This is a genomic window from Sphingomonas sp. (assembly GCF_036731925.1).
GTDB lineage: Bacteria > Pseudomonadota > Alphaproteobacteria > Sphingomonadales > Sphingomonadaceae > Sphingomonas.
Genome location: NZ_DAINDJ010000003.1, coordinates 284,024 through 302,327 on the forward strand (window position 1 = coordinate 284,024; position 18,304 = coordinate 302,327).

12 protein-coding genes are annotated in these 18,304 nt (G+C 66.5%); 5 read left to right on the top strand and 7 right to left on the bottom strand.

The features are described from left to right. Positions 1 to 56: 56 nt before the first annotated feature. The gene (locus V7E00_RS18520; protein WP_333574127.1) at positions 57 to 1,073 is read right to left on the bottom strand and encodes a FecR family protein; all 1,017 of its coding nucleotides are present in this window, start codon (positions 1,071 to 1,073) and stop codon (positions 57 to 59) included. Further along, positions 1,063 to 1,605: an RNA polymerase sigma factor gene (locus V7E00_RS18525; RefSeq protein WP_333574128.1), complete on the bottom strand. Its 543-nt coding sequence runs from the start codon at positions 1,603 to 1,605 to the stop codon at positions 1,063 to 1,065. Before V7E00_RS18525 ends, V7E00_RS18520 begins: the two co-directional genes overlap by 11 nt. A gap of 384 nt (positions 1,606 to 1,989) precedes the next feature. On the opposite strand from V7E00_RS18525, the gene V7E00_RS18530 reads away from it, so the two are divergent. Continuing rightward, entirely contained in the window at positions 1,990 to 2,241 is a 252-nt protein-coding gene (locus tag V7E00_RS18530; protein ID WP_333574129.1) for a hypothetical protein, read from the top strand. A gap of 179 nt (positions 2,242 to 2,420) precedes the next feature. Here the strand turns inward: V7E00_RS18530 and V7E00_RS18535 are convergent, their stop codons facing one another. The 4 genes from V7E00_RS18535 to V7E00_RS18550 all read right to left on the bottom strand — a co-directional run bounded on the left by V7E00_RS18535 (position 2,421) and on the right by V7E00_RS18550 (position 10,240). Then, positions 2,421 to 3,911, bottom strand: coding sequence for a tryptophan halogenase family protein (locus V7E00_RS18535; RefSeq protein ID WP_333574130.1), 1,491 nt, complete (start codon positions 3,909 to 3,911; stop codon positions 2,421 to 2,423). Positions 3,912 to 3,946: 35 nt separating this feature from the next. Then, entirely contained in the window at positions 3,947 to 4,654 is a 708-nt protein-coding gene (locus tag V7E00_RS18540) for a SapC family protein (protein ID WP_333574131.1), read from the bottom strand. Positions 4,655 to 4,722: 68 nt separating this feature from the next. Further along, positions 4,723 to 7,899 carry a TonB-dependent receptor gene (locus V7E00_RS18545; RefSeq protein WP_333574132.1) on the bottom strand — a complete coding sequence of 1,059 codons (3,177 nt, stop codon included), beginning with the start codon at positions 7,897 to 7,899 and terminating at the stop codon, positions 4,723 to 4,725. Positions 7,900 to 8,014: 115 nt separating this feature from the next. After that, the gene (locus V7E00_RS18550; protein WP_333574133.1) at positions 8,015 to 10,240 is read right to left on the bottom strand and encodes a beta-glucosidase; all 2,226 of its coding nucleotides are present in this window, start codon (positions 10,238 to 10,240) and stop codon (positions 8,015 to 8,017) included. Between the two features lie 371 nt (positions 10,241 to 10,611). Here V7E00_RS18550 and V7E00_RS18555 point away from each other — a divergent pair, with 371 nt between their 5' ends. The 3 genes from V7E00_RS18555 to V7E00_RS18565 all read left to right on the top strand — a co-directional run bounded on the left by V7E00_RS18555 (position 10,612) and on the right by V7E00_RS18565 (position 13,640). Beyond that, positions 10,612 to 11,793: an MFS transporter gene (locus V7E00_RS18555; protein WP_333574134.1), complete on the top strand. Its 1,182-nt coding sequence runs from the start codon at positions 10,612 to 10,614 to the stop codon at positions 11,791 to 11,793. Between the two features lie 12 nt (positions 11,794 to 11,805). After that, complete coding sequence (locus V7E00_RS18560; RefSeq protein ID WP_333574135.1) at positions 11,806 to 12,819, top strand: LacI family DNA-binding transcriptional regulator; 1,014 nt, start codon at positions 11,806 to 11,808, stop codon at positions 12,817 to 12,819. Positions 12,820 to 12,884: 65 nt separating this feature from the next. Continuing rightward, positions 12,885 to 13,640, top strand: a complete 756-nt coding sequence (locus V7E00_RS18565) for an IclR family transcriptional regulator (RefSeq protein WP_333574136.1) — start codon at positions 12,885 to 12,887, stop codon at positions 13,638 to 13,640. 12 nt (positions 13,641 to 13,652) lie between these two features. Here the strand turns inward: V7E00_RS18565 and V7E00_RS18570 are convergent, their stop codons facing one another. Beyond that, a complete protein-coding gene (locus V7E00_RS18570; RefSeq protein ID WP_333574137.1) occupies positions 13,653 to 17,297 on the bottom strand; it encodes a TonB-dependent receptor in 3,645 nt (1,214 codons plus the stop codon). A gap of 296 nt (positions 17,298 to 17,593) precedes the next feature. On the opposite strand from V7E00_RS18570, the gene rpiA reads away from it, so the two are divergent. Then, complete coding sequence (gene rpiA, locus V7E00_RS18575) at positions 17,594 to 18,289, top strand: ribose-5-phosphate isomerase RpiA (RefSeq protein WP_333574138.1); 696 nt, start codon at positions 17,594 to 17,596, stop codon at positions 18,287 to 18,289. Positions 18,290 to 18,304: the final 15 nt, after the last annotated feature.

The window sequence follows — 18,304 nt, forward strand, 5'->3', positions numbered from 1 at the left end:
TCTACCTCCCTTTGACGCAGCCGTGCGGCAAACCCGAACCGGGCATGTAAAAAAGGTCAGCGGCGGCTGGAAAGCTCGATCGTGCCGTCGGTGCGCGTCACCGCCTGAATTGGGAAGCTCGCCTCGAGCGCCTCTGCGAAGGTGGCGCTCTCACCGGTGCGGAAGGCGCCGCTCACCCGCACCGCGCCTGCACGGGAATCCTTCACCACCAGGGGATGAGACGCATAGCGGTTGAGTTCGGCCACGGCTTCAGCAAGCGACGTATTCGCGAACACCACCAGCCCCTCGCGCCACGCCTCGGTCTGGCGCACATCGCCGTCATGCCGCAGCGTGAAGCGATCGCCGTGTGCGACCAGCACGTCGTTGGGGGCGAGCGCGACCGCGCTGTGACCGCCTGCGTCCCTGCCGCCGACGGTCACCTTTCCGTCAACCAGCAGCACCGTGGTCCGATCACGGTCCAGGCGCACGTCGAAGGCAGTGCCGTGCGCAACGACGTCATACCCGCCGGCGGTGACGCGGAACGGCCGCGACTGGTTTTTGGCGACTTCGAACCAGGCCTGGCCGTGCTCCAAAATCAGATGACGCTCGGTCGGCGTGTAGGCAACCCGCACCGCGGTCGCGGTGTTGAGCGTCAGCCGCGAACCGTCGTCCAGCATCATCGACAGGGGCTGGCCGACCCCGGTGGTGAACGACCGGGTCTCGGCGCTTGCCAGGTTCTGCGCCGGATCCCGATATTCTGCGAGGTACCACCCGGCCAGTGGCAGCACGACCAGTGCCAGCGCGGCAAGCGCCGCCCCCGCCCGCTGCTTGCGTGCAGCCGACCGCGCACGATGCACCGCGACGCGGGTCGCCGTCGCCTGTCGCAGCGCCAGCAGTTCAGGGTGCGCGGCGAGTGCGCGGGCGCAATCACGCGCAGCCTCGATTTGCGCAAAGGCCTCGGCGTTGGCCCGGTCCGCCGCACGCCACCTTTCGAAGGCTTCGGGCGGTGCGGCGTCAGGATCTCTCGCCAACCGTTCATGCCAGAGCGCCGCCTCGGTCGCGATTGTCGCCGCGGCGGAAGGGTCAGTCGTCACGCCAGGCCTCCAATGCTGCGGTCACGTGCGCCATCGCACGCGCCACTTGTTTCTCCGTTGCCCGCGTCGAGATCCCGAGCAGCCGAGCGATGTCGCCGATCTTCAGCCCCTCCAGCACGCGCAACACGAAGATGTCCCGAGTACGCTCGGGCAGCTCGAGCAATGCGTCGCGAAGCCGCAGGACAGCCTCTCTGCCTTCCAAGACGCGTTGGGCGGAAAAATCCGAACCGGGATGTGCCTCGTCATCCCAGCTTTCGTGCACGGCAGCGCAGCGTGCAGCCTCCCGGCGGGCGCGATCGCGCAGCGTATTGGCGGCCGTGACGAAGAGAAATCGGTCGGGTTGATCGATCACGCGGGGATCGGGCATCCGGCTCAACTTGAGAAAGACCTCCTGAACCAGATCAGGTACGTCGTCGCGAATGGCCACGCGACGCTCGAAGAAGCGCGCCAGCGGGCGCGCATACCGGCGCGCGAGCTGATCAAGCAGCGCGCCACGTTCGCCTTCCACGCCTCTCATCTTGCCCGGCCGCATTGTTGTCGTGCTCCCTGGCAGCCCATTTTGCGCAGAGACGGGCGACGAGACAAGAGGCCAGCAGCGATGTCCGGCGGAAATCGATCTGACGCGAGGTGCAAGTCTTCGTCGCGGCGGTGATCTTCTCGACAGCCCGAGCCGGCCGTACCCGGATGATCCTGCAGGGGCACAACCTGCGCGAACGATCGTTTGAGCTCTAGATCGATGAACTAGTCCACGCAATCGCGTGGCATTTATGACTCGCCAGCGGCTGCTACGACGCCAGACATGCTTCGGCTCGATTAACCATCAATCCGGCGTACGAGAAGTTGTTGCGTTGCATCATGTTGAGCTAATCGGCGTTCGTCGGTACCATATCCATTATGAACCGAAGGGGACTTCGCAATGAGCGTAGATGACGGCGCAGCCGGCCAAGAGATTATAAAGAACGTGGAGCTAGCTCTTGGCGATGGTTCTACCGTCACGGTCTACCTGCGGGGGCGCAACGAGCCTGTGCCGGTGGTGCGGGTGCAGCGCGACGCGCTCATCGTCCGCCTGGAGGGCACAGGCAACGCAGTGCACGATGTGGCCTACAGTGCCATTGCGGGCGCAAGATACGCGCCGCGCGCACTGCGGCGTATCGACGGGCTCGCTTGAACAGCGCCCGACCGGGGACGATCGCAACCGCCGGCCATCGATGGAAAAAGCGCCTGCGCCTGCTCCCCGCATGATTTGCAACCAAATATCGGCCCTGCCCTCGCCGGCACAGCCTGCGCGCCGGATCCGCTTCCGAGTGCCTGAACATGGCGGCCCGGTGAGGCGAGCGCTTGTCGCCGCTACGCGGCGGCGGGCACCTTCGCAGCCGCATAGCGCGCGATGAATTGCGCGTGGCCCGGCAGCTTGGCGAGCTGTGCCGCGATTCCCGCGCGCAGGTCCCCCAGCGCCCGTTCCAGGTCCGCATCGGGAATCTGCGCCGGCATGTGGTGGTGGTCGCGCGGGCGGACGCCCTGGCCCAGCATCACCGCGTTCCAGCTGTCGATGCGGAACAGGTCGGTGCCTTCCTGGTAGGCCGCGGCGCCTTCCTCGAACAACGCGATCCGGGTCGCAAGGCTGTCCGGCACCGCCCGCGCGGCATGATCACGCCAGAACGGCTCGGGGCGATCGTTGAGCTTGTAGTGAAGAATGATGAAGTCGCGGATATGCTCCGATTCCGCGCGCGACTGGGCGTTGAAGCGGGCGGATAGTGCCGTCATGTCGCGGCGGAACGGAAAGTTCTGCAGCAGGCGCGTCACCGCGATCATGACCAGATGGATGCTGGTCGATTCCAGCGGCTCGATGAACCCGCTCGCCAGCCCCAGCGCGACGCAATTGCGGTTCCACGCCTTTTTCCGCATGCCCGTGGTGAAGCGGATCAGGCGCGGATCGAACAACGCCCTGCCCGGCACCGCCGCCAGCAACTGCTCGCGAGCCTGATCGTCCGAGAGATAGTCGCTGGCATAGACGAACCCGTTGCCCATGCGGTGCTGGAGCGGAATCCGCCAGCGCCAGCCGGCACCGTGCGCAATGGCGCGGGTATAGGGCACCGGCGCCTCGGTGGTTTCGGACTGCACCGCGAAGGCGCGGTTGGTCGGCAGCCAGTGGCTCCAATCGTCGAAACCGGTCTTCAGCGTCTCCTCGATCAGCAGCGCACGGAAGCCGGTGCAGTCGATGAACAGGTCGCCTTCGATGCGAAGCCCGCCTTCCAGCACCAGCGCGGCGATGTCGCCATCCGCCGCCTGCTCCACCTCGGTGATCCGCCCCTCGACCCGGCGTACACCCGCAGGTTCCGCCAACCCCCGCAGGAACGCGGCATAGGCGGTGGCGTCGAGATGATAGGCATAGGCCAGCGGCATCGGATCGCCGGTCGCGAATTTCTCGGCCAGCGCCGCCTGGGTCTCGAGCGAATAGTCTCCCAGCGCGCCACCGAAGCCGCGCGACTGCGCCTCCAGCCAGAAATGCTGGAAGTCGCACAGCGGCAACGCGCGGCCGACCGAACCGAAGGGATGGAAATAGCGCTCACCGTCGCGCAGCCAGTTCTCGAAGGAAATGCCGAGCTTGAACGTCGCGTTGGTCTCGCGGAGGAAGACCTGCTCGTTGATGCCGAGCAGCTTGTGGAAGGTCCAGGCAGTCGGAATTGTCGATTCCCCTACCCCGACCGTGCCGATCGCATCGGATTCCACCAGGGTGATGTCGAGGTTCGGCCCCAGATGCCGCACCAGCGCCGCCGCCGCGACCCAGCCCGCCGTGCCGCCGCCGGCGATCACCACCCGAAACTTCTGCTCGTCCATCGCCTGTCCCCTCCGCAATTTGTCTTGTTCTGTCGTCAGCCTTCGCGGCGTTCCTTGCGCGCGATCAGTCGCGGCAGGTTGCCGAGCGAGGATAGCTGCCACACCGCGCAGCGCAGGAAGTCCTGCGCGTGCAATGCCGCCAGCGCCTCGGCACCGAGCGCGGCGAAGCGACTGCCCTCGATCACCCAGCAATCGGGAATCTTGTAGCGCCGGCCGCTGGTGAGTTCGATGTCGAACGTGACCGGCTCCAGCAGCCCTGCCTCCTCAAACGCTGCGAACATGGGCTGGGAAAGCTGGTCGCCGACATAGATCGCCTGCAGCGTCCCCGCCATCCGATCAAGATAGGGCGCGTTGCCCCCTTGCTCCAGGAATAGCGGGGCGCCCTCGCTGGTCGAGACACGCGGGTGATCGGTGTCGATATGGATCATCGGCTCGCCTGCTTCGCCGGGGCGCGGCAAGCCGATCGAGAAGGGACCGATTTCCATCAGCGCCGGGATCTGGTCCGCGTCCCAGCGGTCGCCGTCCAGATACAGATTCTCGTCGGCATCGAGGCCGAGCAGCACGGTGGAACGCCAGGCGCCCCCTTCGTCGCGGCGGAAGATCAGCACATAGTCGCGCTGCAACGCCTCGAACTCGGTGGGGAACACCGTCATCTGGTTCACCGCGTCACCGAACGCGGCGCCACGGTCGAGCCGGATCCGCAGATCGGCATGGTCGATATTGTTGAGCACTGCGCGGGGCATGATGTGCGAACCTTAAACGAGAAAGGCCGCCCGAGGCGAGCGGCCTTTCCCTAGTGTACAGGCGGGCTTCAGAAGCGGAAGCGCGCGCCTACCAGATACCGGGCCGAGCCTTCGGACTCGTACCAGGTGTTGATGTAGTCGCGGCTGTAGCTGCGGACGCCTTCCTCGAGGAGGTTGATGCCTTCGAAGCTGAGCGCGATGTTCCTGGTCAGGTCATAGTTGATGCTCAGATCGACCTGGCCATACGGATCGTTGAACGTCGGGTTGCGCGCCGCGCCGCGGTTGATTCCGCCGAGGAACTTGCCGCGCCAGTTATACGAAAGGCGCGCCGAGATGCCGTGCTTGTCGTAGATCAGCGTGGCGTTGGCGGTGTCGCTCAGGCCCACCAGCGCGAACTGATCGGCGTTCGGATCGGCCGTGATATTGAAGCCGACATTGCCGCGCACCAGCGTGTAGCTCGCGGCGATACCGAAGCCGGTGTTGCCGAGGAAATACTGGCCGGCGAGCTCGACACCGTAGATCTCGGCGTCCTTGTTGTTGACCGGCGTGTTCACTGCGAAGTTGAGCAGCGGGTCGCCCGAGGTCGGCTGCACGTCGATGGCGGCGAGCGTGTTGCTGATGTAGCTCGAACCGAAGGTCCGCGTTGCCGGCACGTAATTGGCCTGCAGCTCGGCGGTCGCAGCTGCGACGTTGCCGTTGTACTTTTGCAGCACAGCGGTGCTGGTGAACAGGTTCACGTTGCTGATGTCGCCGCCGAGACCCGTCACGATGTTGCGGCCTGCCTGCGCCAGCGGACCGGAGGTTGGGTCACGCAGACCGAACAGGTTGCGCTGCACCACCGAGTTGCCGATGAAGTTGTGCACCCGCTTGTCGAAGAACCCGACGGAGAGATACACGTCGCGGCGCGGATACCATTCGAGCGAGACGTCGAAGTTATCCGAATCCAGTGGCTTCAGCTGCGGGTTGTTCTGGTTGCCCGTGGCAACCCCGCCCAGCGAGGTCGGATTGTTGAGCGCACCCGCACCCGTCGATGCGAACAGGTTGCCGAACGGCGCGCGCGAGATCGTCTTGCTGTACGAAACGCGGCCGATCAGGTTCTTGGCCGCCTCGATCTGGAAGTCGATCTGCGGCAGCAGATTGTCGTAGCTGCCGCGGCCCGACACCGCCTGGCGATCTGCGGAGTTGAGCACGGTGAAGTCGTTGTCGGCCTGCCACACCACGGCGAGCGGAACCGTCTGGAGCGACGTCGCCTTTACCTTCGTGTGCTCGTAGCGCACGCCGGCGACCAGCGTCGCGTTGCGGCCGCCGATCTCGCCCTTCCACGTGAGCTGGCCATAGGCCGCCCAGATATCTTCCTTCACCCGGTTGTCGTCATTGGCCTCGACCACGTTGGCGTGGCTGACACCGTCGTTGGTGATGCCGATATAGTGGTTGTACAGGGCGTTGTAGAGCTTGGTCGCGTCCTGTGCGCGCCATGCCACCTTGCCCGCCGCATCGGCGGTAGCGTTGTTGTGGTGGAACTGGCAGACCAGGCAATATTGCTGCACCGTGCCGGGGGCGAAGGCCGCGACGTCAGGCGGCAGCGCATTGTTCCAGTCGCCCAGCGTCTGGCGGGTGTTGTACTGGGTCTGGCGCGTGTCGGTGCTGCGATAGTCGCCGCCGAAGTCGAAGCGGCTGCCGCCGCCGAGATCCCAGCCTGCGTCGATGCGGCCTTCCTTGATCTTCTGCGACTGGGTCGATGCGAACTGGCGCTGCACCGCCGCCGAGAGGTCGCCCGCGTCGAACACGCCGTTGCAGTTGCCGTTCTTGAACGCCGTACCCGTCGGGCTGACCTGCGAATAGCAATCGTTGATCGTCAGCGTCTGGGTCGGGAAGCCGTCATTGTCCCAGGTCAGACCGTGCGACGTAACGATGTTGCCGTTGAACGCCACCGTGGTCGAAGTCTTGCCGTTCGGATTGTCGGGCAGGCTCTCCGCCTTGCCGATGTGGCCGTCGAAGTTCAGCGTGAAGTTGTCGGCCAGCTCCCACTTCAGGTTGCCGCCGATGTCCCACAGCCGGTTCTTCTGCGCACGATAGGCGTTCTCGAAGCCCTCGTCCTTCACGCCGTTGAGCGTCTCGTGGAGATACTTGGTCGTCGCGATGCCGTTGCTCGAATCGTCGAAGGTGACCTCATCGAAGGGCTTGGAGAACCAGTTCGACTGGGACGAACGACGCTCGGACGAGCGCAGCTGCGCAAACAGGCCGTCGACCGTGAAGGTCATGTTGTCCGACGGGCGATACTGCACCACGGCCTGGCCGTTGATGCGCTCGCGGCTCGCCTCTGAATAATGGTGGCGATAGTCATCGGGCACCGCGACCAGCGTATTCCCGTCGGTCGGACGATTGTTGATCTTGGTGCCGGCGGTGACATAGCCCTTGGACGGATCGAGGAAATCCGACAGGCGGGGCATGTTCCAATAGTTGTTCGCCTGGCTCGGGAAGCTGAAATTGCGCTTCTGATAGCTGCCGAACAGCGTCACGCCGAAGCGCTGCTCCTGATCGCTCCAGCTCGCCACGCCCGAGAATTCCGGGGTCACATGGCTGCCGCAGCTGATGCAGTCGTCGGCCGAGGTGTCGTAGCTTGCCTTGGCGCCGATCGAGCCGGTGAAACCGACCTGGCGATCGAGCGGGCGGACGCCGACGATGTTGATCGTCGCGCCGATACCGCCCGAAGGGATCGCGGCGCGGCCAGTCTTGTAGACCTCCAGCGTCTTCACGCCTTCCGAGGCGAGGTTGGCGAAGTCGAACGAACGGCCGAAGCCGCCGGCGCCGTCACCGCCCTGGTCGCCGCCCACGGCGACGATGTTCGAGGCTGCCAGCTGGCGGCCGTTCAGCGTCACCATGTTATACTGCGCGCCGAAGCCGCGGACCGTCACGGTCGAGCCTTCGCCGTTGATGCGGTCGATCGATACGCCGGTGATGCGCTGGAGTGATTCCGCAAGATTGGTGTTGGCGAACTTGCCGATGTCTTCCGCCGAGATCGCGTCGACGATGCCAGTCGAATCGCGCTTGATGGCGATCGAGCGCTCGAGCGAGGCGCGGATGCCGGTGACGACGATCTCGCCGCTGTCCTGCGCCGCATCCTGTGCGGCGGGCGAGTCGGTCGCGCTGCTGGTCTGCGCCGCGGCGATGCCGGGCATGGCGAGTGCCGTCGCAACGGCGAGCATGGATACCGCGCGGACGCGCGATGACGAACGAATACGCATGGGTTTCTCCCCTCCTGAACCGGCCCTTGGGCCATTTTTATCCGCTGAGTACCGGCACATGCCGGCGACAACGTTGTCTAGCTTTTGGTCTGCATTCACCCCTTTCGGTTTGTTTTCAATCGGAAATTTGTCCTGCGGGCACGTCCACGGCCTGTACCGTGGTGGCGGATCCGGAGTCCTGGCCCAGCGCCAGGCTGTAACGGCCGGACGGAATCGTCCACCGTCCGCCCTGCCAGCGGGCGAGCGCATGGCGGTCGGCCGCCAGCGTCAGTTGCACGGACTCGCCCGGCTTCAGCCACTGGCGCCTCCAGCCGGCGAGGCGCGGCGCCCCCTTGTCCGGGCCGGTAACATAGAGCTGCGGCACCACCGCGCCGGCACGCTTGCCGAGGTTGCGGACGGTGAAGGTCACCGCCGGCGCGGCGCCGCCCGTGAAGCGCGCGTCGCTGAACGCGAAGCTGGTGTAGCTGAGGCCATAGCCGAACGGGAACAGCGGCTGCGCGCGCTGCGCGGCATACCAGCGATAGCCGACATCGGCGCCTTCGCTATAGGTCACGTCCCAGCTAGGCAGCGTGCTTCCGTCACCGGCGCCCGCATCGCTCGCCGCATCGGAGTTCAGCCCCGCAGGCACCACCGGCTTCGGTCGCGGCAGCTGGTCGGCGCTCTTTGGGAAGCTGATCGGCAGACGACCGGAAGGATTGACGTCGCCGAACAGGATCCCGGCGATCGCCTCGCCGCCCCGCTGGCCCGGATACCAGGCCTGCAACACCGCAGGCACCTCCTCCAGCCACGGCATCAGCACCGGCCCGCCAGTTTCGAGCACCACCACCGTCTTCGGATTGGCCCTGGCCACTGCGGCGATCAGCGCATCCTGCTGGTCCGGCAGCGCGAGCGTATCGACGTCCTGCGCCTCGGTCGTCCACTGCGTTGCGAACACCACCACCACATCGGCGCTCCGGGCCGCGGCAGCAGCAGCGGCGGGATCACCCCCGTCGAGATAGGTCACCTCGGCTTGGGGAGCCCTGGCGCGGATTGCCTGCAGCGGCGAGGAGGCATGCCAGGTCACGCGCGCGAACGAGGCCGCCGCACCGCTGGTCAGCGGAATCTCCACGGGCGCACCACCGACCGACCGCACCTGGCTCGAGCCGCCGCCCGAGAGGACGCCGACATCGGCATGGCCACCGATCAGCACGATCTTGCGGGCCGTCTTGGCCAGCGGCAGCACCTCGCCGCGATTGCGGAGCAGCACCATGCCCGCTTCGGCAACCCGCTGCGCCACCTGCGCATGCGCGGCATAGTCGATCGGCTGGGCGGTCGTCGGCGTCGGATGATCGTAGAGGCCGCTCGCGATCACGCCGGTGAGAATGCGCCTCACCATCTCGTCCAGCCGTGCTTCGGAAAGCTGGCCGGCGTGAATCGCGGCATCCATCTTCTCGGGCGCGAAATAGATGTCGCGGTCGAGTTCCTGCCCCGATTCCTGGTCGAGCCCGGCCGCCGCCGCCTTCACCGTCGAGTGGACGGCGCCCCAGTCGCTCATCACCCAGCCGGTGTAGCGCCAGTCGCCGCGGAGCACATCCGTCAGCATGCGGCGGCTCTCGCACGCATAGTCGCCTTCGATGCGGTTATAGGCGCACATCACCGATCCGGGCTTGCCGGTGCGGAGGGCAAGCTCGAACGCGAGCAGGTCGCTTTCGCGCAGGGCGGCCTCGTCGATCCGCGCGTTGAGCACGGTGCGCCCAGTCTCCTGGCTGTTCAGGATGAAGTGCTTCACCGTCGAGACGATATGGTTCGACTGGACGCCGGCGATCGCCGCGCCGGCCATGTATCCGGCCAGCAGCGGGTCCTCGCCCAGATATTCGAAGTTACGGCCGTTCCACGCGTCCCGGGTGAGGTTCACGCCGCCAGCGAGCAGCACGTTGAACGTCTTGGCGCGCGCCTCGGCGCCGATCATCGCGCCGCCCGCGCGCGCCAGCTCGATGTCGAAGGTCGCGGCCGTGGCGAGGCCCGAGGGGAGCGCGGTCGCCACGTCCCCCTTGCGCTGCTCCACCTGGTTGGCGACGCCTAGGCTGGCATCGCTCTCCCGAAGCGTCGGAATGCCGAGCCGGGGAATGCCGGGCACATAGCCGGCCGAAGGGATCATGTCGGCGGGCGCGGGCTTGGCGCGCGGCGGAAACAGGCCGTGGACGAGCTGCAGCTTCTCGGCATGCGTCATCGCGCGCACCAGCGCGTCGGCGCGCGCTTCCGGCGCGAGGCGGGTATTCTGCCAGGCAGGCGTCTGGGCGCAGGCGGCAATCGGCGACGCACCGGCGAGAAGAACGATGGCAAGAGCGCGAACGGCGTTCATCAGCGCGGGAATTCCTTTTGCTGGGAAAGGGGCAGGGTTGCGCCCGAAGGTTCGGCTCGAAAAATGCGGCCGCCGCCTATCGGGGAAGGCGACGGCCGCAGGTAATCCGCCCTTGAGGAGGGGGCCGGAACCGGAAAGCGATCGTCAGGAATGAGAGGCGTCGGCGCAGTCGCGCGGCAAACGGCAGCAATGCCCGGCATGTCCTCTCCCCCTGGATGCTCCGCATTTTTGCGGGCTTGTTTTCTGACAGCGATGTCTGATGCGGTCTGACATCGATGTCAAGCAGAAACACATGTCTGCATTGCCACGTCGCGCGCGACCGCTAAGCTTCGTTCGTGCAGCCCTCCCCTTCTCCTATACCGCCAGCGAGCATGGTCTCGCGGCTGTTCCACCGCTCGATCGGCATCTTCTTCATGGGCGGATTCGTTACCGCACTGGTCGGCCTGCTGGTGCCGCGGCTGACGCTGATCGACCGATTAGACTATACCCGGGCGGCGCTGGTGCAGTTCGCCTTCTACTCCAGCTATCTGCTGTTCGCAGTGCCGATCACGGCGTTGCTGGTGCGTACCGGCTATATGCGCGCGATCGCCGCGGGCCTGGCGGTGATGACGCTGGCGTGCGTGGCACTGGGGGGGGCCGCCTGGATCGGCAGCTATCCCCTGCTGCTGCTGGCGCTGCTCTGTCTTTCGACTGGAATCACCTTCCTGCAGATCGCGGCCAATGTGGTCCAGCCGCTGGTCGCCAATGAGGGCGGCGGTGCGGCTCGGCTGACGCTGCTTCAGGGCTTCAATTCGATCGGCACCGTCCTCGCGCCGCTCGCCGGCGCCGGCTTCCTGCTCCAGCTCGGTGCGCTGGGGCGCCTGCAGCTCGCCTTGCCCTTCCTCGCCTGTGCAGCGGTGCTGGCCTGCCTCGCCCTCGTCTTCTGGCGCGCGCGCGCCCTGCTGGCTACCCACCCCGCCCCCCGCCGCTTGCCGCTCGCGCAGCTCGGGCGCGTGCTGCGCGAGCGGCGGCTCGCATGGGGAAGCGTCGCGATGTTCGGCTATGTCGGCGCGGAGGTCGCGATCGGCAGCCTGCTCGCCAACTATCTGGCACTCCCCGCCATCCTGGGGGCCGATCCGACGAGCGCGGGCCGGCTGGTCAGCCTCTATTGGGGCGGAGCGATGCTCGGCCGCTTCGCCGGTGCGCTGGGCTTGGCGCGGTTCGCCCCGTCCCGGCTGCTTGGAGGCATGGCCCTCGGCGCGGTGCTGCTCGTCGGTGCCGCAAGCCAGCTGCACGGGGTCGCGGGCGCAGCGGCACTTATCGCGGTGGGGCTTTGCAATGCGATCATGTACCCGACCATCTTCGCTCTGGCACTGCCCGAGGATCGCGGCCTTGCGCCTTATGCCTCCATGATCCTGTGCATGGCGGTGGTGGGCGGCGCCGTCGTGCCGCTTGGCACCGCCGCGCTGGCGGACCGGATCGGCTTGCCCATGGCACTGGGATTGCCGCTGCTGTGCTATCTGGGGATCGCCGCCTTTGCGTTCATGATAGCGCTATCGTCCACAAGGCGATAAGACTGCACGCGCATGAAGCCGCTCACGCTCAAGGATGTTGCCCAGCACGCAGGTGTCTCCCCCAAGACAGTGTCGCGGGTGATCAACGGCGAAGCCTATGTGCGGCCCGAGGTGCGCTCGGCGGTGCAGAAGGTCGTTGACGAGCTGGGCTATCGACCCAACGCCTTCGCCCGCGAGCTTTCGAGTTCGCGCTCCTTCCTGCTCGGCCTGTATTTCGACGATCCCGCTTCCACCTATGCCGCCGATCTTCAACGCGGCGCGCTCGCCCGCTGCCGGGCGCTCGGTTACCATCTTGTCGTCGAACAGGTCACGCGCGACCAGCCCGACTGGCTGGCGCAGTGCGAGGCGTCGCTGCGCGCGATGCGCCTCGGCGGCGCGATCCTCACCCCGCCCCTGTGCGACTGGCCCGAACTGCTCGACCTGTTCGCGCGGATGGGCGTGGCAGTGGTGCGCATTTCGCCCGGCGACTTCCACGATCGCACCGCGGCCGTGGAGATGGACGAGTCCGGCGCCGCCCGCGAGCTGACGCAGGCGCTGATCGCCCTTGGCCACCGCGACATCGCCTTCATCCAGGGCAATCCCGAGCACCATGCCGCCGCGCGCCGGCAGGAAGGGTTTGAAGCGGCGATGGCGGCCGCGGATCTGCCGGTCCGGCCCGACCGCGCGCTCAAGGGCGATTTCACCTTCCGCTCGGGCCTCGCTGCCGGCGAGCAATTGTTAACCGGGACGAGCCGCCCGACCGCGATCTTCGCCGCGAACGACGAGATGGCGCTGGGCGTGCTGGTGGCGGCGATGCGGGCCGGCATTGCGGTGCCCGATCAGCTTTCGATCGCCGGCTTCGACGATGCAGCAATCGCGCGCATGGCGTGGCCGCCGCTCAGCACCGTCCACCAGCCGCATGTCGAGATGGCCGCGGCGGCGGTGGAACTGCTCACGCAGGGGCCCGCCGCAGGCATTCGGGGCACCCCGCTGCGCCGACTGCCCCATCGGCTGACGCTGCGCGACAGCACCGGCCCCGCCCGGTAAGCCCCTTTACCCGGTGCGCCAGCGCCCCTAGTCCTTGGGCGGTTGAGCGCACCGATGGGGACCAGATGACCGACGACAAGGCCGCGCCGCGCGCCGGCACACAGACGCTCGAGCGCGGACTGGATCTTCTCGACCTGCTGGCCGAACGTCCGCATACGGTGCGCGAGCTGGCGGCGGGCGCCGGACTGACGGTGTCGACCGCGCGGCGGCTGGCCCTGGCGCTGATCGACCGCGGCTTCGCGGTCGGCGAGCGCGACGGCAGCCTGCGGCTAGGCCCCAAGCTGATGCAGCTGGGGGTGCGCGCGCAGGAGCGGCTCAACATCGTCGAACTCGCGCGGGATGGCCTGCGCAGCCTTGCAGACGCGACGAACATGCCGGCTTTTCTGGGCGAGCGCGACGGGGATCATTCGGTCCATCTCCATCGCGTCGGCGGCGGGCAGCGCGTGGTGGTGACGACACCGGTCGGCACCCGACGGCCACTGCCGGAGACGAGCCTGGGCAAGGCACTGCTGATGGACGAAGCGCCCGCGGCGCTCGGGGCGTTGCTGGCCCGCAGGCCGGCACCGCAACCGAGCTTCCTGGCCGATCTGGCTGCGGATCGGGCACGCGGGGCGGTGGTGCACCGCAGTCCCCCGCCCGACGACCTGCGTGCCATCGCGACGCCGATCCGAGACGCGGCCGGACGAATCGTCGCGGCGATCAGCGTGGTCAGCCCGGCGCAATATGTCGACGATGCCGCACTCGACGGCATCGTCGCGCAGGTACGTGCGGCGGCAACGGAAATCAGCGCCGCACTGGGTCACCCGACACCGGCCGGGTGACCTGCTCGGCCCTCAGCGGCCGAACTGGACGCGCACGCCGCCCATGATACGCCGGCCACCATAGGAAAGCCGCATCACGCGCGGCGTTCCGTCCGCGAAGGGCACATACTCGCCGGCCGACAAGGTCTGCGCCTCGCGACGCATGTTGCGGCCTTCCAGATAGACCTGGAAGCTGCGGCTGATGTTGTAGGAGATCTTGGCATCGATGAAGGTCGTGCCGTCCTGGTAGCGCGGCACGCCCGGGTTGTAGCCCGGCGCCACCAGTCGCACGTTCGTCCACTGTTCGCCGGGATAGTTGATGTCGCCGGTAGTCCCGCCGCACGGCGTGATGCAGAGGAAGGTCGAGCTCCGCTTCTGATAGGCGATGCGGAAGTTGAGCTTGCCGTCGTCATACCAGAGCGAGGCGTTGGTATAGTATTTGGATTCGTTCGGCGGCAGCATCACGTCGCCGGTCAGCGGGTCGCGCTGGCCGGTCGTTGCCGACGAGGCAAGGATCGAGAAGTTCAGATCGGCGCCGGTGTGCTTGAGGAACCAGGGCAGGAAGGTGAAGGCGGACTTGGCCTGGAATTCCCAGATGTAGCGCTTGTAACCCGGCCCGTTGGTGTAGGTCGGGACCGCGAATTCCAGGTCCGCGAGGGCGGCACCCGTCACCGGATCCTTGGTGTCGGTGCCCGCGAAGGGCTTGCGATTTTCAGTGACCGCGATCGGGTTGCCGATCTTCACGTCCAGCTTGCCATAGGCGACCGAGAACACCGTATCGGCGTTGGGATACCATTCGAGGCTGGTATTGTAATTCCACGCCGTGAACGGACTCAGGCCAGGATTACCGACGCGTCCGGTGCACCCGAAGACGTCGTCCGGGTTCGTGTCGAGCTCGACGCGCTGGTCGATGTTGCACGTCCCGCCCGGAAACATCAGCGTCGGATTAGGCCGAGCAACCGTCTTGCCGCCATAGAAGCGCAGCACGATCTGGTCGTGGAAACCCCAGAAATTCACGTTGAAGCTTGGCAGCCAGGCGTTGGTCTTGGCGTTCAGCGTTACGTTCTGGCTGAACGATACCGTGGTGATGCCATTGGCGTTGTTCGGATCGTTGGGGTTGAACAGCGAGGTGACGCGGATCGAGTTCAGCGTGAGCAGGCCCGATCCCTTGGTATTTGCGAACACGCCGCGGATGCCGACATTGCCGTCCACGCGGATGCCCCGGAAGAGATCCTGCTCGAAATCGGCCATCGCATAGATGTTCTTGATCGTCTCCCGCGTCCGGCTGACAGGCTGGGCATAGGTGTTGCCGTCGCTGCCGACGCAGGTCTTGAGGCAGTCGAAGTTCATATACTGCGCCGCGCCCAGACCGGCGAAGAGCTCGTCGGTGCGGATGCCCTGCCAGGCGGGGGGCAGGTTGCCGCGATTGGGCAAGTCCCCGAAATAGGCGCTGTCAGATGGCTCGAGCGTGCTGGCCCAGAGGTCCTGCAGCTGCTGCGGCGTCAGCGTGTCCACGCCCGAGCGGACATTGGCCGGGTTGGTGCTCGCGACATAGCCATAGTTGCACGAAAGCGTCGATGTCGCGGTCGGCTGGCAGGCGCGCAGCGATCCGCGCACGTTCGCGGTTGGCACGATCACGGCAGGCACGTAGCCGGGCTGGCCGAAGGTGCCGATTTGGCTCTTCGCCGTGTAGCCGCCGCCGCCCCAGCGATCGAGATCGTTCTTGCGATACTGGCCGCCCACCTTGATGCGCGTGATGAACGGCAGCACTTCCTGGGTACGATAGATCAGGTCCAGCTTGGCGATCTTCTCGGAGGCCTCGCCGAGCGCCGGCGAATAGGAAACGCCGAAGGTGGGCGTCGTCAGCGGCATCTGGCCTACGGTATAGGCTGGCGTGGCCGGCCCGTTCGGACCGGCGACCACGGCGTTCTGGCCGATGCAGGTCGGCGCGGTGCCGCCGCCGATGCACGCAGGCGCCGAAAGCTGGACGAAATTGGCCGGGTTGCTCTCGTCATAGTTGCTCGGCAGCTGCACGTCCCACAGTCCGTTCGGCTGCAGCTTCAGGTTCGCGTTGCCATAGCTGTAGGCGCGGGCCGTGCGCATGTCGCCGCGGCTGGTGGTTGCGCGGGTGAGGCCGGCCATCGCATCGATGTCGAGCCGGTCGCCGCGGAATTCCAGGCCGCCCTGGAAGTACTTGGTCTTGGTATCGATCGTGTTCTCGATCTGGTCGATGTTCACCGAATTATTGGTGAGCGTCATTTCCGTAACGTTGTGCGCGCTGTCGACCTTGACGCTGCTCGGCACGACGTTGACGACGTTGCCGAGCACCGCGTTGCTGTTGACGCTGTTCAGGCCGTCGTACAGATAATAGCCCGGCGCGGTGGCGCTGCGGACGCGTGGATAGCCGGTCGTCGTGTCGGCGAAGGTCCCCACAACATTCTGGCCGAACAGCGTCACCGGGTTGCGGCTCCGGTTCTGGTCATGCACCTTGCGGTTGGCGATGGTGCCCTTGGCGAACACGGTCAGCCGATCGGTGACGCGATAATCGAACCGGGCGTCGAAGGCCGAGCGCTGGTCCGTCTGGGTATTCATGAAGTTGCGGATCAGCGACGGCGTGTAGTCGTTCCACTGATTGAGGCAGGTCTGCTGCTCCAGGATCCGCTGGCCCCGCTGCGCCTGGCTTCCGTTTGGATTGTTCGGGAAGATCTGGAGACACTCTGCCTTCGTCTTGGCGCCGGCCGACAGCGTGACCAGCTGGCGCGGCGTGAGCGCCCCGCCGCCCGGCGCGGTGCTGTTGGCGAAGGCCACATCCGCCGCGTCGGTGCCCACGGTAGCGGGGTTGAAGCTGAAGGTCTTCTCGGGCGACTGGTCGAAATCGAACAGGCGCGCATAACCCCGGTTGTTGCTGGTGGTGGTCTCGAAGCCGTGACCATTGTTCTGGAGCTTCGAATAGCTGCCGCTGACGATCATGCCGACGCGATCGTTGAACAGGCGGCGGCCATAGACCGCGTTGAAATCCGGGGTCCAATCGCGACCCAGCGAGTTTTGCCCGACACCGGCGCGCAGCGACAGATAGGGCTTCTTGAAGTCGAGGCCGGTCCGCGTCTTGATCTGGACGGTACCGCCAAGGCCACCTTCGGTCATGTCCGCCGTGGAGCCCTTGACGACGTCGACGCTCTTGACGAGTTCGGCCGGCAGCTCGCGCAAGTCGGCGCTGCGGCCGTTCGCGGCGCCGATCGCCAGGCCGTTGGTGCTCTGCACGCCGATGCCGTCGAGTTCCACGCGCGTGAGGTCGGGTCCGTTGCCGCGAACGGCGACGCTTTCACCTTCGCCGAACTCGTTGCGCCCCAGCGCCACGCCCGGAATGCGCGAGATCGCTTCGTTCACGTTGCGATCCGGGAAGGACCCGATATCGTCTGCCACGATTGAGTCCGTCGCGGTGCGGGCGTTCTTCTTGCGGGCGTTCGATGATTGCTGGCTGGCGCGCGAGCCTACCACGACGATCGCCTCTTCCTGCGCCGTGGTGAGCTGGCTGCTCATGTCCGGTGCCGGCTGCGCCTGTGCCGGACTATTGGTCTGTGCCGACGCGGTCCCGATTCCGCCGCCCAGCATGGTGGCCAAAGCCGCCCAGCTCGCCGTCGCGACGATATGCCGGCGTGAATGAAGTCCCCTGTCCATTCCGTTCCCTCTCCTATCTGGTCGGCGGCACCTTTATGGATGCTTTCCGGGCCGCCTTGGTCCCCGAGGGTGTGCGGGTCTTTGCCCACTACTCCCACAATGTGAATGTCGGCTTCACTTAATGCAACATTATCAGGTTTCGGCGGAGGTGCAAGAGGCGGCGATCTGCGCCGACAATTGCCTGCGTCCAGCGAACGGTCGCGCAATGGCAGGGAGGCCTGGGACGGCGCGGCCTTTTGGGACTAGACCGGTGTATAGCAGCCGGAACGGGCGGGGCGCTGTACCGTTCGGACGCCATGGAGTTAGCCGATCCCGAGCGCTGGAAACGCGCCGCCGCCCAAGCCGCGGTCGCGGAGGTTGAGGACGGCATGATCCTGGGGCTGGGCACCGGCAGCACGGCGGCCCACGCCATTCGGCTGGTAGGTGATCGCATCGCGCAAGGGCTGCGGATCACCGCTGTGGCGACCTCGCGCGCCACCGCCGCGGCAGCACGCGCCGCGGGCATCCCCCTGGTCGCGCCGGATGGCCTCGCCGCCATCGACCTGTGCATTGACGGCGTGGACGAAATCGACCCCGGGCTGCGCGCCATCAAGGGCGGCGGCGGGGCGATGCTGCTTGAAATGATCGTCGCGACGCTCGCCCGCCGCAACATCGCCATCGCCGATTCCGCCAAGCGCGTAGACCAGCTGGGCGCGCGCGCCGTGCCGATCGAAGTGCTGCAGGCCGCGCAAGCGCTGGTCACCGCGGCGGTGGGCCAAATAGGCGGCGCGGCGACCCTGCGGACCAACAGCGCCGGCGTGATCCTGACGGACTCAGGCCACCCCATTCTCGACACGACCTTTCCTGTCATTCCCGAGCCGTTCCGTCTGGCGCAGGCGATGTCCGAGATTCCGGGCGTGCTCGGCCACGGACTGTTCCTGACCGAGATCGATGCGCTGTACTGCGCGGGCCCGGACGGGCTGACCTGTCAGGAGCGGCCGGCGGATGCGTAAGGGTGCAGCCATTTG

Coding starts and splice junctions, on each gene's coding strand:
- V7E00_RS18525 (WP_333574128.1), bottom strand. CDS start 1,605: ATGCGGCCGGGCAAGATGAGAGGCGTGGAAGGCGAACGTGGCGCGCTG.
- V7E00_RS18530 (WP_333574129.1), top strand. CDS start 1,990: ATGAGCGTAGATGACGGCGCAGCCGGCCAAGAGATTATAAAGAACGTG.
- V7E00_RS18535 (WP_333574130.1), bottom strand. CDS start 3,911: ATGGACGAGCAGAAGTTTCGGGTGGTGATCGCCGGCGGCGGCACGGCG.
- V7E00_RS18540 (WP_333574131.1), bottom strand. CDS start 4,654: ATGCCCCGCGCAGTGCTCAACAATATCGACCATGCCGATCTGCGGATC.
- V7E00_RS18545 (WP_333574132.1), bottom strand. CDS start 7,899: ATGCGTATTCGTTCGTCATCGCGCGTCCGCGCGGTATCCATGCTCGCC.
- V7E00_RS18550 (WP_333574133.1), bottom strand. CDS start 10,240: ATGAACGCCGTTCGCGCTCTTGCCATCGTTCTTCTCGCCGGTGCGTCG.
- V7E00_RS18555 (WP_333574134.1), top strand. CDS start 10,612: ATGGTCTCGCGGCTGTTCCACCGCTCGATCGGCATCTTCTTCATGGGC.
- V7E00_RS18560 (WP_333574135.1), top strand. CDS start 11,806: ATGAAGCCGCTCACGCTCAAGGATGTTGCCCAGCACGCAGGTGTCTCC.
- V7E00_RS18565 (WP_333574136.1), top strand. CDS start 12,885: ATGACCGACGACAAGGCCGCGCCGCGCGCCGGCACACAGACGCTCGAG.
- V7E00_RS18570 (WP_333574137.1), bottom strand. CDS start 17,297: ATGGACAGGGGACTTCATTCACGCCGGCATATCGTCGCGACGGCGAGC.
- rpiA (WP_333574138.1), top strand. CDS start 17,594: ATGGAGTTAGCCGATCCCGAGCGCTGGAAACGCGCCGCCGCCCAAGCC.